The sequence below is a fragment of the Pontibacter sp. H249 genome, from assembly GCF_037892465.1.
In the GTDB taxonomy this organism is placed as follows: domain Bacteria; phylum Bacteroidota; class Bacteroidia; order Cytophagales; family Hymenobacteraceae; genus Pontibacter.
Genome location: NZ_JBBKTR010000003.1, coordinates 211,834 through 225,081, shown reverse-complemented (window position 1 = coordinate 225,081; position 13,248 = coordinate 211,834). Strand labels below are relative to the sequence as shown.

Below are 13,248 nucleotides of genomic sequence, written 5' to 3'. Positions count from 1 at the left end.
TTTGCAGTGGCTTTTACATTTTAAACAAGTAGTTTCTGTTTTAGTTGCTGAAGGCTATGCTTTGTAGCAGATGGCAGCAATAAGATGCAACTACTTTTTTAAGCGATTGATGCACCTGCCGCTGTAGCTTTAGCAGATTTTAAGTTGAACGGGTGCACCAGCAGGTGTTTCCTGAAAGTAAACAATAAAAGTATACTCGCCCAAAACACCACATGTACCAGCCATGGTGTAGCAAAAATAAATGGCTCTGATAGTACACCTTTCTGCAACAGAGAATTCAGGAAACCCATTACAAATACAAAATCGAATAGCATAGGCAGCAGAAAGAAGCCGGTGAACCAAACCAGTTTATACTTGTTGCCAATGTTTTTGCAAGCTACAATTAACGGTGGGAGTATAATCGCCAGAATAGCCAGTACTGTTATAAGCTGTATACTTTGCTGGCTTATACTTTCACTGAGAATTTGCCTGAGCGCTCCAAACTCATCTCCTCCTCCCACCAGCGCAGTGAACAACCTGGCAAAAGGTTTATTGGCAAACAGCAAAGTAAAACCTAGCCATTTAAGATTTATTGCAGGCTTCAGCATCAACCAAAGGCCTGTCCACATGCACAGGTACGTGAATAGCGGACCACCAAAAGAGGCTAAAAGTATAAGTGGGTTTTCCTGCATGCATGGTTCGCAGAAAGAGATCAGGTTAAAGTCGCGGAAGGCTCCCCAACAGCCGCAAATCAGACGGCCCGGAACAATATGGCTGAGTTCGTGTAACTCTTTTACTACTACAACAAGTGCTGCAAAGGCTACTGCATAGCCAGCTGTAATTTTCAGTTTCATAGTTTAAAGTATATGAGGCAGTAGAAAAAACAGCTAAAAGACAGTGTGCAAAGCAGCAAGGTTGCACCCAGCCTAGTATAATCAGGCTAAGCCGGAATATCTGCAATCCAATCGGCGGCTTCCTTATAGGTTTCGAACTGCCGCACTACAATTTTGCCTATATAACTTTCTTCGGCTTGTTGGGCAAATTTCTCAAACTTAGAGAAACTGACTTTATCGGCACCACTTACACGTGCAACCTTTTCTAGTGCCGAGTCTGTCATAGCAGGAATAAGGTATGTAAACGTCCATTGCTCATCTTCTACCGAGATTTCGCCGAGCAGCGCAGAATCTGCTATCCAGTTTACTACTTTATACTCATTTAACAGGTCCAGCAATAACTGATTTCCTACACGGTACTCCTCACTATTTACAGGATGGAACCACTCTGAGAACATCAACTTTATACTTCTGTCTATCCAAACCCTTAGATACTCCTTTTCAATCTCGACCATAAAACCGCAGGTGATCTCACTGTTTCACTCATCACCTAATCCTAAATCTACAATATAATTTATATTTATACGTGTAGATACATAAAAAAAATTTACCTCATGCTGAGCGTCTATATTTAGTATTATTTAAATATAGTATATACAGTAGCAAAAAAGATTAGGTGTACACCTTGCACTTCTAAGACTGCTAAGCGATTTTTGTGTATGAGATTTTTTGCTGCATCCTTTTACCTGTTGACGTTTGTGCTGTGCACAAGCCTTTTATTACCACAAAGCGCATTAGCACAAAGCGAGCGTATAAAAGACTTTAATCAGAATGGCTGGTACATGTACTTTGGTGACCATGCGTTATCTGACAAGTGGGGACTACATACTGAACTACAAATACGACGCTACAATTATTTAAGTGACCCGCAGCAACTTCTTATCAGGACAGGAGCTAATTATAATCTTACTGAAAACACCATGTTCACCTTAGGCTATGGCTTTATAGAGACGTATCCTTATGGCGAATTTCCGGCTGCTGATGACTTTTTGGAGCACCGCATATACCAGCAGCTACAACTGAAAGGAAACCTGTCACGCCTTGGCCTTACGCACCGTTACCGCCTGGAGCAGCGCTGGGTGCAATCGCCAGTAACTTCTGACTATACTTACCTGAACCGCGCCCGCTATATGTTGCGTGCTACTTTGCCTTTAGTTGGAAGCACAACGGAGGCTAAAGAACCATACTTAGCCGCCTACGACGAAATATTTGTAGGATTTGGCAATAACATCCAGCGTAATATATTCGATCAGAACCGGGCTTACCTGGCGCTTGGCTACAAGATTAACGATGCTGCCTCTGTGGAGGTTGGTTACCTAAACCATATTGTACAGAAAGCTAACGGTGTTGTATTTGAGCACAACCATACATTGCAGGTTGGTTTAACTTATAACATTGACTTCAGGAAATAACGAAGCAGTTACCTGAGCTAAAATGTCTGGCTGGTGGAGTTGGTAATGGCGTTAAAATAATTAATGATCGCAACTAGCTCATGAGGTTTCTCATACTCTAGTTTATTTTTCCTGATGTAGGATTTTACTTCTTTAGACTTACTTCCGAAGAGCATGTGCAGGTCTTTGCGCAGGTTTCGAAGGTTTACAATGTCCCCGTCAGGTAAAAGTATGTAATACAGGTTTTTTACTTCATCGCCAAGTTGCCCTCTGTTATTAAAATTGGTTGCTTCGTAATAGCCATTGTTACCTCCGTCGCCTCTTACATAAGCTTCACGCATAATTAGTGTAAGTGCCCCCTGATTAAGTTCTTCGAAGAAAGTCGGCTTTTTAAAATCAGAGTTAGACTTGCCCATGTTCCAGCGCAGCGACCTGAAAGTTGAGGATTTTCCGCTTGGTATTTCCTGCGTAATAAAGTACTCTACATTTACCGGCGAAACAGAGGACATAGAACCATCTTCGTGAAAGACGTTTACAATATCTTGCGTACGGTGATAAGTAAGGGCACCATAAAGTGTATCTCCAGTAATTAGCACAACCTTACCATTCGGCCATTCCTGCACATCAATAGCAGTACGGTGTTGTGCCTCTACAGCATTTAGCCAGAAACCGCTAAGTATGATAGTTAAAAAAATTGTCACTAAGACAGTAGGTTTTGTTTTCATAGTTTAAATAGGTTAAAAATTTAGAATTACTTACCTCACACCACACACCCATTCTTTTGATAATCAACCACCTATACTTTTGTATTGTTTTAAAAATAAAAAGTTGCGTTGCTTTCTTAGCTTTAACATTAATTAACTAAAAAACCCGCCTACAGGGCCAAAACGGCTCGGTAGGCGGGTTAAAAAATTGCACAAACGAAATTGCGCTTATTTTAGTATGCTACTAGTTATTTATCTAAGGTAGCACTCTTTAAAATTTCATGTCCGAGCTTATCACGCTTGGTTGTCAGGTATTTTTGGTTGTGCTCGTTTGGCTTTATTTCAATAGGCACACGCTCTACCACCTCAAGGCCATAGCCCATCAGGCCAGTGCGTTTTTTAGGGTTGTTAGAGATTAGCCTCATTTTAGTAACACCCAGGTCGCGCAGGATCTGGGCACCTACGCCATAATCGCGTTCATCCATTCCGAAGCCAAGCTCCAGGTTAGCCTCTACCGTATCAAGCCCCTGCTCCTGCAGTTTGTAAGCTTTCAGTTTGTTGATAAGCCCAATGCCGCGGCCTTCTTGGTTCATATATACAATTACACCTTTGCCTTCTTTCTCGATCATGCGCATAGCCTCATGCAATTGCGGACCGCAATCGCAGCGGCATGACCCAAAAATATCACCGGTTACGCAAGACGAATGCACACGTACAAGTACTGGCTCACCTTCCTCCCAAGTGCCTTTTACAAGTGCCAGGTGTTTAGCTTCGTTGCTGCGTTGTGTAAAAGCATACAAGTCAAACACGCCAAAATCGGTAGGTAACTGTACGGCTATCTCACGCTCAATCAGGCTTTCCTTCTTCAGGCGGTATTCAATTAAGTCTTTGATAGAGATCAGCTTCAGGTCGAAACGCTCCGCTACCTTTACAAGGTCAGGCAAACGTGCCATGGTGCCATCTTCGTTCATGATCTCCACCAGCACACCAGCTGGGGCAAGACCAGCCAAGCGAGCTAAGTCTACGGATGCCTCTGTGTGTCCTGAACGGCGCAGTACACCTTCTTTTTTAGCTTTAAGCGGAAATATGTGTCCCGGCTTGCCCAGCGAGTGCGGGTCCGTGTTAGGGTCTACAAGCGCCTGAAGCGTTTTAGCACGATCTGATGCGGAAATACCTGTTGTACAACCATGGCCAATCAAATCTACAGAAACTGTGAAAGGCGTCGCGTGCAGTGCTGTATTACGACCAACCATTAGCTCCAGCCCCAGTTCATCGCAACGCTCTTCTGTTAAAGGTGCACAAATTAGGCCACGGCCATGCGTTGCCATAAAGTTTACGATCTCTGGCGTAACCATTTCGGCGGCACAAACAAAGTCGCCTTCGTTTTCACGGTCGTCATCGTCTACTACGATAACCACCTTACCCTGCCTGATGTCTTCAATAGCAGCTTCTATTGTATCCAATGGTCTGATATCACCAGTTGTATTGGTTTCCATACTAGTTATTTTATGCCTACCTAACGTATACTTTTAAGCAGGACTGTTGATTTTTAGTAAAGCGATACAAAAGTATAAAGTTTATACCGCAATCCCTTTTAAATTGAACAACAGTTTTAAAGTGGTTTTAGTTGATATGGGGTTGAATTTGGATTGAGGTATAGTTTATACTTATACTTCATTCTGCCTTTTAATCTATTAGCTTTTCATCCTCAGTCTTATGTACCTATAGTTTCATCTCTGGCTTTGGTGTGCTCACGGCCGCAAGGCCTCGTCCTCGGGCATCGCGCTGTCTATCTTTCCTGCCGGGGCTAGGGGCCCTCTTTAGTGCCCCGGGCTGCCTTGCTTGCGCTTGTCACCGGAAACCTAGAAGGTGCTCTTAATCGAGGGCCTCTACCCCTACACAAAGAATTAAATGGACACTTCTTGGTAAGCGGCTTATGCAATTTGAAATAAAGTATAAATTCTGATTTGAAGGGACAGGTCGCGACCTGTCCGAGCAATGGCCGCTTCTACAAAGTATAAACTTATACTAAAGCAACAGCAGGGATTCCCCTCCTCGGAAGGGTCAGGGGTGGGTTTTATACTTTGCATAGAAGCAACGGTCTTGGCCAGGTGCAGTAAATGACAATCCACTGTTTGAGCGGTCAGGGAGTGGGGGCAGGGCCCCTCGAGAAAGGAACGTCTTGACTTTTTTTGCACTCCCCTCCTTTTTTCAAGGAGGGGAGTGCAGGCGGGGTGGTCTATTGTGTCAAGACAAAAAGTAGGGCCCAGCCGCCGAGGCGAAAAGCCAGACAAGAGTAGAAACATTTAAATCAAGAAAGTTCTCTTTCATAGCCATTGCTTAATCTCCCTTCTACCAAAATCCTTACAGGATGACAAAAAGGAGAGGCTTGAGCCATAGCAATGGCAATCGAAGCAGTAGAAAAACTCTCCGCCCTAGACAAGTCGAAAATCCCGGACTTGCTTCGGGAGAGGGGATAAAGGAGTGATGTAACCCGGTACTGCAGAAAACTACCTTCTACCTGTTCACTACAATCCCAAGCATATCCCCTAATTGGCTGTGCAGCGTTTTAAGCATCAGGATACTACTTAACTGGCGGTCCTGCTCTTGCGGGTCGGTAACGAGGCGTAGCTTTTCCATCTCGGTTTTCATCAGCAGTTCCACGTTGCGCCACTTCAGGCGTAGTACTGCACGCTCCGCGCCATAGGGCAACAGGTCAGATTCTGTAGGAACAAATATCTGGTGTGTCTCCCAATTATGGCTAAGCTCATATGGGTCTGACAGCAGGTTAGTTGCCTCAGTTCTTATCTCTTGATCAGGGTAATTGATGAAGTCCTCAGCAGTTGGAACAATGTTATCGCAGAGCCTGTCTTTAATAAGCCCCATAAAGCGGCTGTAAAGTGGCGTGCGAAACTCCACATCCTCTAACTGCTCCAGCATATATTGGCAGGTAGTCATACCTTCTTCCAGCATCCGGTCTGGGTAGTTTAGCAGCATACGTACTATTTCCCGCTCGTATCTTAGCAGCACATCCGCATCGGTTGCAGGCTTTTCAGGCTCCGCTTCCTCCGGCATCGGCATACTATCCAATTCAGGGCTACCGGTTTTTGGCTGTTGCCGGCCCTGAAGCTGTACTTTGTTATACTCCGAAATCAGTACCTGCTCATCAATATCAAAAATGAGGCTGCAGCTCCGGAAAAAAACAGTTCGCTTAATAGCGTCCGGAATTTTGGAGATAGAGGCTACTACCTCTTTTATTGCTTCTGCTTTTTTTACAGGGTTACCTTTCGCCTCAGCTGCGTATAGGCTTGTCTTGAAAGATATAAAGTCCTGGGCATGCTCCTTTAAGTAAGCTTTAAAAGCTGTATCACCCACTTTCTGGATGTACGAATCGGGGTCCTCTCCTTCCGGGAAAGTAACCACATCCACGTTAAGGCCATTCTCCAGAATCAGGTCGATACCACGTAACGAGGCTTTTACACCTGCCGCATCGCCATCATAAAGTACCGTAATATTTTGCGTATAGCGCGATATCAGCTTTATCTGCCCTTCCGTGAGCGAAGTACCAGACGAGGCAACAACATTTTCGATGCCTCCTTGGTGCAGCGAGAGCACATCCAGGTAGCCCTCCACCATATAGCACATGTCTTGCATGCGCAGCGCCTGCTTTGCCTGATACAAACCATACAGCACATTGCTCTTGTGGTAGATATCAGACTCGGGGGAATTAAGATATTTCGGGCTCTTTTTATCGTTAGATTTAAGCGTACGGGCACCAAAGCCGATAACTCTACCCGATACGTTATGGATCGGAAACATGACACGACCCCGGAAGCGGTCAAACTTCTTTCCATCTTCCCTGGCAATCGTCAAGCCTGTTGCTTCCAGGTACTTTTGCTGGTAACCAGCCTTTAGCGCTGTATCCGTAAGGTCAGTCCACTCATCTAAACTATAGCCTAGTTCAAATTTGCGGATGGTATTACCGCTAAGTCCACGCTGCTTCAGGTATGATTGACCAATCCCCCCTTGCTCATGGTTGTTTAGTCTCTCCTGGAAATGCTTGTTGGCAAAATCAGAAACAATGAATAAACTGTCGCGCTCACTCTGCTCTTTGGCATACTCGGGGCTAGGGTTATCCTCTGGTACTTCAATGTTATACTTTTTGGCCAGATACTTCAGGGCCTCCGGAAAGCTGGTGCCTTCCACATCCATAATAAACTGCACCGAGTTACCCGCCTTGCCGCAACCAAAGCACTTGTAAATGCCCTTCGCCGGCGAAACTGAGAATGATGGTGATTTTTCGTGGTGGAATGGACAGCAGGCCCACAAGTTTTGCCCCTTCTTCTTCAGCGACACAAAATCACCTACAACCTCTGTTATATCGGCCTGGGCTAAAATCTGGTCAACGGTTTCTTTTGGGATCAGGGACATGGGTAAAAGTATAAGCAGAAGGCAAAGATAAGAGTCTAAGGTAAAAGTTCTTTCTACTTAGTGGCAATATTTGTAAGACCTGTTACTTCTTCAACAACTCTTCATAGAGCATAAAGTTCTCATCATCGAAACAGACAAAAATTATACTTTCAAGAGAGGAAGCGTGTTGCTGCAGAAACTCATTTGTGGCACGCACGGCTACCTCGGCCGCTTTAGCCTTTGGGTAACCATATACGCCAGTGCTGATATTAGGTAAAGCTATACTTTTAACATCATTTTCTATAGCAAGGCGCAGGCTGTTGCTGTAGCAGCTGGCTAATAGTTCAGGCTCGTTTTGATTGCCGCCCTGCCACACCGGCCCTACTGTATGTATAACATACTTGGCAGGTAATTTACCGGCTGTTGTAATTACCGCTTCACCGGTTGGACAGCCACCTTGCTTTGCTCGTATCTGCTTGCACTCCTCCAGAATTGCCGGTCCACCTGCACGATGAATGGCACCATCCACGCCACCTCCACCTAATAAACTGGTATTAGCAGCATTTACAATGGTATCAACTTCCTGCTTAGTAATGTCACCTTTTATAACTTCTAGTTTTGGTCCTTCCATACTTTTGTAAATTTTAAGTAGCTACTATACTTACAATATAGGTAAAATCAGCGAGGCCATACTTCTTCAGTTTTAAACTATGCTTGCTACAGCCTGTTTTATACTAGCAAAGGCTTTTCGTGCTATTGGTTTATTTTGTTTGTATCTTTGCGAAACGGACTGCAAAAGCAGCCTTATTACATATTATGGCTATCACAAAAGAAGATATATTAAAAGCACTCAGCTATGTTGAGGAGCCGGACCTGGGTAAAGATCTGGTTACTTTAAACATGATTGAAGATGTGCAGGTAGAGGGCAAAAACGTAAGCTTCACAGTTATACTTACCACACCAGCCTGTCCGCTTAAAGATCTAATCCGCAATGCCTGTATTACAGCCATTCATACAATGGTTGATAAAGAGGCAAACGTAGAAGTGAACATGACCTCACGTGTTACCTCCGGCCGTGGCGATACTTCTGAGGTATTGAGGGGCGTGAAAAACATTATCGCAATTGCATCGGGTAAAGGCGGGGTAGGTAAATCTACGGTAACAAGCAACCTGGCAATTGCGCTGGCGCAGTCTGGTGCACGCGTAGGCTTGATTGATGCTGATATTTCAGGACCTTCTATCCCGACGATGTTTGGTGTAGAGCAGGAGCGCCCGCACATGATACAGGGCGACCATGGCAAAAACTACATTATACCGGTAGAGCACTATGGTGTAAAGATGATGTCGATAGGTTTCCTGACGCCCGCTGATGGTGCCGTAGTATGGCGTGGCCCAATGGCTAGCTCCGCACTGCGTCAGTTTATTTCGGATGTAGAGTGGGGTGAACTGGATTACCTGCTACTCGACCTTCCTCCGGGCACATCAGACATTCACCTTACTATGGTACAAGCATTGCCGGTAACGGGTGCTGTAATCGTAACTACACCACAAAAAGTAGCTCTAGCTGATGCTGTAAGAGGCTTGCAGATGTTCCGCCAGCCACAGATAAACGTGCCGGTGTTGGGTATTGTAGAAAACATGGCTTACTTTACTCCAGCCGAGCTTCCTGAAAATAAATATTTTATATTTGGTGAGGGCGGTGGCCGTGACTTGGCATCAAAGTATGAAGTACCTCTTTTAGGGCAGGTTCCGATTGTGCAAAGCATACGTGAGTGCGGCGACGCAGGAACTCCGGTAGTTTTACAGAACGATTCTCCGGCTTCCGGTGTTTTTAAAGAGTTGGCCCAGGCTGTCGCGCAACAGGTATCAGTACGAAACGCAACGCTAGGCAAAACCAAACCAGTAGAAATTAAAAGCTAATTATACATGGCAGCTGTAAACATAGATCAAGATTTCATGCTTCGTATTGAGGGTGCCCTCGACCAAATCAGGCCTTACCTGGAAGCGGACGGTGGCAACGTAAAGGTGCTGGAAGTAACAGATGAAATGGTGCTGAAACTGGAGTTATTAGGTGCGTGCGGCTCCTGCCCCATGTCTGCCATGACGCTAAAGGCAGGTGTAGAACAGTCCGTGTTAAGGGCTGTACCTGAAATTAAAGCTGTAGAGGCTGTAAATGTAACGCCTATAGCGTAGCATAAAACATATTATACTTTTAAGCGGAAGCCTCTGTAGTAGCAGCGGCTTCCGCTTTTTTATTTCTAGACACTAGCTCAGCAGGCACGCCTTCTGCCTTTACCTTCCGTATAAAAAAGCCTATATTTGTCTGTATCAAATAATCTCACACTATGATCAAAGCGAACGATCCAACGCTGCACTCTTGGATAGAAATAGATGCAACCAGCGATTTCCCGATACAAAACCTGCCCTTTGGCATCTTCCGTACCCCCACCCGCGATCCACGAGTGGGTGTGGCTATCGGTGATTATATTCTGGACCTGTGTGTAGTAGCACAGCACAACTTCTTTGAACTTATAGATGTTGATCCTACGGTTTTCCACAGGCCTTACTTAAACGATTTTATTGCGCTTGGCAAGCCTGTCTGGAGAGCTGTACGAAACAGAGTATCGCACCTGCTGCGCAACGATAACGAAGAAATAAGCGGTAATAGCGACCTGATACGTGAGTGCCTTGTACTACAGAGCGAAGCCGAAATGCTGATGCCGGTAAAGGTGCCGAATTACACTGATTTTTATAGCAGCATTGAACACGCCACTAACGTAGGCACAATGTTCCGCGATCCTAAAAATGCACTATTACCAAACTGGAAGCATATTCCGATAGGGTATCATGGCCGGGCCTCATCTATTGTGGTATCCGGCACACCTGTGCACAGACCCAATGGCCAAACTAAAGCTCCTGATGCAGAAGCTCCTACTTTTGGCCCTAGCCGCCTGCTAGATTTTGAGCTGGAAGTCGCCTTTATTACAGGCAGAGAAACTAAACTTGGCGAAAGTATAACACCTGATGAGGCAAGTGATTATATTTTTGGCCTAGTACTGTTCAACGACTGGTCGGCCCGCGACATGCAGACGTGGGAATATGTGCCATTAGGCCCGTTTCTGGCTAAAAGCTTTGGCTCTTCCATATCTCCTTGGGTAGTTACGTTAGATGCACTGGAGCCATTTAAGGTTAAAGGTCCAGTACAGGACCCTAAGCCCCTTCCTTACCTGGAGTTCCACGGGAATCATAACTATGACATTAACCTGGAGGTATTTATAAAGCCTGAAGATGGTGAAGAAAACAGTATTTGCCGCTCTAACTACCGCTATATGTACTGGAACATGAACCAGCAGCTGGCGCACCAGAGCAGCAACGGTTGTAACATACAAGTTGGCGATATGTATGCCTCTGGCACCATCAGTGGCTCCGAAAAAGATTCCTACGGTTCTATGCTGGAATTAACCTGGCGCGGTACCAATCCAATAAAATTATCCGACGGCACTGAGCGTAAATTTATCAACGACCATGACGAGGTAATCATGCGCGGCTATGCCGAACGCCATGGCATCCGCATCGGCTTTGGCGAAGTAAGATCTAAGGTATTACCTGCCTTGTAAAGTATAACTTGCAAAATCAAAAAGACGCTGTAAGTATACTTACAGCGTCTTTTTGATTTTGCAAGTTATACTTTATACTAAGCTATTCGCTTCAGGTCATCCAGTTCTTCGTATTTAGAATTCTTGCTCAGGAACTCCGGAACAATATCTTTCATCTTTTTAACTGCATGCACATCCTCATTGTTCTTGTTCAAGGCGATCAGCTCGTTGATATCGTTCACTACCTGATTATAGCTGTAGTTTCTAACTTTTGAGACTTTTATTTTCTTGTGGTGCGTTGGAATAGTAGTCTCCTCCTCGTTCAGCAGTTCTTCATACAACTTCTCCCCTGGTCTTAAACCTGTAAACACAATATCAATATCTACACCCGGTGTTAAGCCTGCCAGTTTAATCATCTTCTTGGCAAGGTCTACAATCTTAACCGGCTCACCCATATCAAAAATAAAGATCTCACCGCCGTTGCCCATTGTACCAGCTTCTAGTACTAGCTGTACTGCCTCTGGTATTGTCATGAAGTAACGTGTAATATCTGGATGGGTAACCGTTATGGGCACACCTCTTTCTATCTGTGCCCTAAATCTTGGAATAACCGAACCATTAGAACCAAGCACATTACCGAATCTTGTAGTTATAAATTTAGTCTGCGGTAAACGTTCGCCACCGGCTGATACGCGCTGCAGCTTTTCTTTGCCAATATTGTTCAGAGACTGCGTATAAATCTCAGCAATTCGCTTGGAGGCCCCCATGATGTTCGTAGGATTCACGGCCTTATCTGTTGAGATCATTACAAACTTCTCTACATCAAAGGTCATGGATAAGTCTGCAAGATTCTTAGTACCAAGCACATTTGTAAGTATGGCTTCCGAGGGATTATTTTCCATCATTGGCACATGCTTATAGGCTGCAGCATGATAAACTATCTCCGGCGTCTGCTCCTTAAAGAGCGTGTACATCCTGTTAAAGTTTTGAATGTTACCAATGCTTACAATGATGTTGGCATTTGGATACTTCTCTTCCACCTCCAGCTGCAGCTCATGCAACGGCGACTCCGCCTGATCAAACAGCACAACCGATGCAGGATTATAGGCTAGTACCTGGCGCACAACCTCAGAGCCAATTGAACCTGCAGCCCCTGTTATGAGCACACGCTTACCACGAAGATCAGCACAAATACGGTTATTTTCGATAACAATCGGAGGACGCTGCAACAGGTCTTCGATTTTTAGGTCCTGGATCTGGTTTGCTTTTAACTGGCCCGACATCCATTGCTCAGCTGGTGGCACGGTTACTACTTTTATACCCAGCTCCACGCAACGCTCAATAGTCTCTTTCTTAGCTTCCGTTTTCAGGTCTTCGCTCAGTACTACCAGCTTGTCTACCTTATGGCGTTGCGCTACTTTTTCGATGTCATTTATATGGTAAACCCGCTTCTGCTGAATGTCTTTATCTACTTTGCTTGGATTTTCTTCTACGAAGCCGGAGATTACGTACCTGCCCATGCCGCTTGTTTCTAGGGCATGCTTCACAAGTATAGAGTAACCGTTAGCCCCATAGATCAACACGCGCTCTTTTTTATCTGTCGTATTTCTTTTAATGTAGTGGAAAAGGTTTTTAGCACCAATTCGCAACAGCACCAGAATAGAAGAAGATATAAAGAAGTTGATCAGCAGTACCACATACACATTCACTGAGTTCAGGTTGTATACTGGGTTTAGCAGAGAAAATGCTAAGGCTGCATAGATTATACTTGTTACCATTACACCAGAGAATATCCTCACTACATCCTGTGTGCTGGAGTAACGGATAAGCCCCGTATGGATGCGCATGGCATAAAAAGTACTCAGGCTTATAATGGCGTAAACTCCTACATGTATAAAGAAATGCCCCCTCAGCATCTGAGGAAAATCAAAGTGAGCAATGATAAAGTAGGAAAAGATAAAAGCCCAGGTCGTAATCACTTGATCAGCAAGCAATATTAAGCTTTTAGGTAATGATTTATTGAGTAAGAATATTTTCATATAAGGGTGAAGAAGAATGCACTCTAATTTTAACTTCATCAAGACTTTCGCCCGGCTAAAATTAAGAATAAAATTGCACAGTTCTGATATCTAGTAATTTAATTATTCACTACTTATGCAATTTCTTTGTTATAACAAGTAAGATATTGGTTTAGTAATATTTATGACAGCTACAGTAACAAGAGCTTTAAATACACATATAAGACTTGTTACCAAAGTATTATTAAATCTTAATG

11 protein-coding genes are annotated in these 13,248 nt (G+C 44.4%); 4 read left to right on the top strand and 7 right to left on the bottom strand.

Annotation, left to right across the window (positions count from 1 at the left end; all coding sequences use genetic code 11):
• Positions 1-98: 98 nt before the first annotated feature.
• Together WG943_RS05770 and WG943_RS05765 are read right to left on the bottom strand one after the other, a co-directional pair.
• The gene (locus WG943_RS05770; RefSeq protein WP_340407405.1) at positions 99-833 is read right to left on the bottom strand and encodes a hypothetical protein; all 735 of its coding nucleotides are present in this window, start codon (positions 831-833) and stop codon (positions 99-101) included.
• Positions 834-919: 86 nt separating this feature from the next.
• Positions 920-1,327, bottom strand: a complete 408-nt coding sequence (locus WG943_RS05765; protein ID WP_340407403.1) for a hypothetical protein — start codon at positions 1,325-1,327, stop codon at positions 920-922.
• A 204-nt stretch (positions 1,328-1,531) separates the two neighbouring features.
• On the opposite strand from WG943_RS05765, the gene WG943_RS05760 reads away from it, so the two are divergent.
• Positions 1,532-2,284, top strand: a complete 753-nt coding sequence (locus tag WG943_RS05760) for a DUF2490 domain-containing protein (RefSeq protein ID WP_340407401.1) — start codon at positions 1,532-1,534, stop codon at positions 2,282-2,284.
• A 17-nt stretch (positions 2,285-2,301) separates the two neighbouring features.
• Here WG943_RS05760 and WG943_RS05755 read toward each other — a convergent pair whose 3' ends face one another.
• From WG943_RS05755 to WG943_RS05740, 4 genes are all read right to left on the bottom strand, one after another.
• Positions 2,302-2,988, bottom strand: coding sequence for a hypothetical protein (locus WG943_RS05755; protein WP_340407399.1), 687 nt, complete (start codon positions 2,986-2,988; stop codon positions 2,302-2,304).
• A 227-nt stretch (positions 2,989-3,215) separates the two neighbouring features.
• Entirely contained in the window at positions 3,216-4,463 is a 1,248-nt protein-coding gene (locus tag WG943_RS05750) for a bifunctional 3,4-dihydroxy-2-butanone-4-phosphate synthase/GTP cyclohydrolase II (RefSeq protein WP_340407397.1), read from the bottom strand.
• A gap of 1,021 nt (positions 4,464-5,484) precedes the next feature.
• Positions 5,485-7,398, bottom strand: coding sequence for a DNA primase (gene dnaG, locus WG943_RS05745; RefSeq protein WP_340407395.1), 1,914 nt, complete (start codon positions 7,396-7,398; stop codon positions 5,485-5,487).
• A gap of 82 nt (positions 7,399-7,480) precedes the next feature.
• The gene (locus tag WG943_RS05740; RefSeq protein ID WP_340407393.1) at positions 7,481-8,008 is read right to left on the bottom strand and encodes an O-acetyl-ADP-ribose deacetylase; all 528 of its coding nucleotides are present in this window, start codon (positions 8,006-8,008) and stop codon (positions 7,481-7,483) included.
• 185 nt (positions 8,009-8,193) lie between these two features.
• Here WG943_RS05740 and WG943_RS05735 point away from each other — a divergent pair, with 185 nt between their 5' ends.
• From WG943_RS05735 to fahA, 3 genes are all read left to right on the top strand, one after another.
• Positions 8,194-9,297, top strand: a complete 1,104-nt coding sequence (locus WG943_RS05735; protein ID WP_340407392.1) for an Mrp/NBP35 family ATP-binding protein — start codon at positions 8,194-8,196, stop codon at positions 9,295-9,297.
• Between the two features lie 6 nt (positions 9,298-9,303).
• Positions 9,304-9,570 carry a NifU family protein gene (locus WG943_RS05730; RefSeq protein ID WP_340407391.1) on the top strand — a complete coding sequence of 89 codons (267 nt, stop codon included), beginning with the start codon at positions 9,304-9,306 and terminating at the stop codon, positions 9,568-9,570.
• Between the two features lie 152 nt (positions 9,571-9,722).
• Complete coding sequence (gene fahA, locus WG943_RS05725; protein ID WP_340407390.1) at positions 9,723-10,994, top strand: fumarylacetoacetase; 1,272 nt, start codon at positions 9,723-9,725, stop codon at positions 10,992-10,994.
• A 77-nt stretch (positions 10,995-11,071) separates the two neighbouring features.
• Here the strand turns inward: fahA and WG943_RS05720 are convergent, their stop codons facing one another.
• Positions 11,072-12,820, bottom strand: coding sequence for a polysaccharide biosynthesis protein (locus WG943_RS05720; protein WP_340407389.1), 1,749 nt, complete (start codon positions 12,818-12,820; stop codon positions 11,072-11,074).
• Between the last annotated feature and the right edge of the window lie 428 nt (positions 12,821-13,248).

Excerpts from the sequence above, each read along its gene's own strand:
- WG943_RS05720 (WP_340407389.1), bottom strand. The coding sequence starts at position 12,820 with ATGCGCATCCATACGGGGCTTATCCGTTACTCCAGCACACAGGATGTA.
- WG943_RS05755 (WP_340407399.1), bottom strand. The coding sequence starts at position 2,988 with ATGAAAACAAAACCTACTGTCTTAGTGACAATTTTTTTAACTATCATA.
- WG943_RS05750 (WP_340407397.1), bottom strand. The coding sequence starts at position 4,463 with ATGGAAACCAATACAACTGGTGATATCAGACCATTGGATACAATAGAA.
- dnaG (WP_340407395.1), bottom strand. The coding sequence starts at position 7,398 with ATGTCCCTGATCCCAAAAGAAACCGTTGACCAGATTTTAGCCCAGGCC.
- WG943_RS05765 (WP_340407403.1), bottom strand. The coding sequence starts at position 1,327 with ATGGTCGAGATTGAAAAGGAGTATCTAAGGGTTTGGATAGACAGAAGT.
- WG943_RS05740 (WP_340407393.1), bottom strand. The coding sequence starts at position 8,008 with ATGGAAGGACCAAAACTAGAAGTTATAAAAGGTGACATTACTAAGCAG.
- WG943_RS05760 (WP_340407401.1), top strand. The coding sequence starts at position 1,532 with ATGAGATTTTTTGCTGCATCCTTTTACCTGTTGACGTTTGTGCTGTGC.
- fahA (WP_340407390.1), top strand. The coding sequence starts at position 9,723 with ATGATCAAAGCGAACGATCCAACGCTGCACTCTTGGATAGAAATAGAT.
- WG943_RS05730 (WP_340407391.1), top strand. The coding sequence starts at position 9,304 with ATGGCAGCTGTAAACATAGATCAAGATTTCATGCTTCGTATTGAGGGT.
- WG943_RS05770 (WP_340407405.1), bottom strand. The coding sequence starts at position 833 with ATGAAACTGAAAATTACAGCTGGCTATGCAGTAGCCTTTGCAGCACTT.
- WG943_RS05735 (WP_340407392.1), top strand. The coding sequence starts at position 8,194 with ATGGCTATCACAAAAGAAGATATATTAAAAGCACTCAGCTATGTTGAG.